1 protein-coding gene is annotated in these 1,137 nt (G+C 34.8%); it reads right to left on the reverse strand.

Annotation, left to right across the window (positions count from 1 at the left end; translation table 11 throughout):
• Positions 1 to 25: 25 nt before the first annotated feature.
• The coding region (locus tag BMX09_RS09935) for a replication initiator protein A (protein WP_089748116.1) at positions 26 to 1,137 on the reverse strand (1,112 nt) is incomplete at its 5' end.

The raw sequence follows: 1,137 nt of genomic DNA on the forward strand, positions 1-1,137 counted from the left end.
AAAAACTAACGATTCAAGCAATTCCCTACACCCAATTAATCAGTGGAACCTTCAATTCATCATCCTCTTCTTGGGCAACTTCTTCCACCACATGAGCATACACTGGCGGAATATAACCGTTAACTTCATAATGTAATGTGGCATTTTCTTCAAAAAAGTTAATCAAACTACGCATCAAATAAGCCTCGAAATTACGCAATGTTGGATCGCATTTACGTTTATGAAGAGCAACATATAAGACTTGATGCAACTTAATAAAGTCGAATTCCGTCAATTCTTCCATGCGCAACATTGACGGATTACGGCGACAGACATTGCTTTTAGCCTTGAAGATTAAGCTTAAAATATTTTGAAGATCGTCTTCATCTTTTGAGAAAGTTTCTAGTAAAGTAATGATTTTATCAGGTAATCCCAAACTATCGATATCGTGAAAATGGTGAACAACTTTTTTTGGAGTTGTTATGAAGTTACGAGATTGTTCACTAACTACTTCTGTTTGCCCATTCTTCTTGTTTTCTGGAAAAGAATTTTTTACAGAAAATGTTGAAAAAGACATTTGCTCATCAGATGAATCATATGATTTTTTATTATTATTTAGTATTGCTGGTTTATTATTATTAAAGTAAGTCTTACTAGTATTAAATTTTTTAAAATCAGGATTCAAGTTTCTTTCATCCTGACTTTGTGTTTCTTTAGTGTTTAGTTGTTTATTTTTTTCTACTAGATTAAAGCATTTTTCCATTAAGCTATCGGAGGTTGGTGATTTTTGAACTGGTGCGTCAACTTTTTTTGGTGCAATCACGACTGGATTTTCGATAGCTTCTACTTTTTTGTTTTCTGCCACATTTTCTGTTTCTGTATCTTCCTCTTTGTCTTCTAAGAGATATTTTTCTTCTTCGTCGGTTTCGGGAACGGGTGCGCTTAGATAAAGCATTGAGTAACGACCTGTTTGGACAACTCGTAATAGCCCTACTTCCATTAAGTTGCGTTTGACGTTTACCACTGTTGGTACGGATACGCCCATTGTTTCAGCCAAGTGATTATTACTATATAAAAAGTAGACTTCCCCTTTTTCGTCATGCCAATGATTTTTGATGGATACTTGTTGGCGGTCAAGCATCACGGCGTAAGTCATTA

Source organism: Granulicatella balaenopterae (assembly GCF_900111135.1).
In the GTDB taxonomy this organism is placed as follows: Bacteria; Bacillota; Bacilli; order Lactobacillales; family Aerococcaceae; genus Granulicatella; species Granulicatella balaenopterae.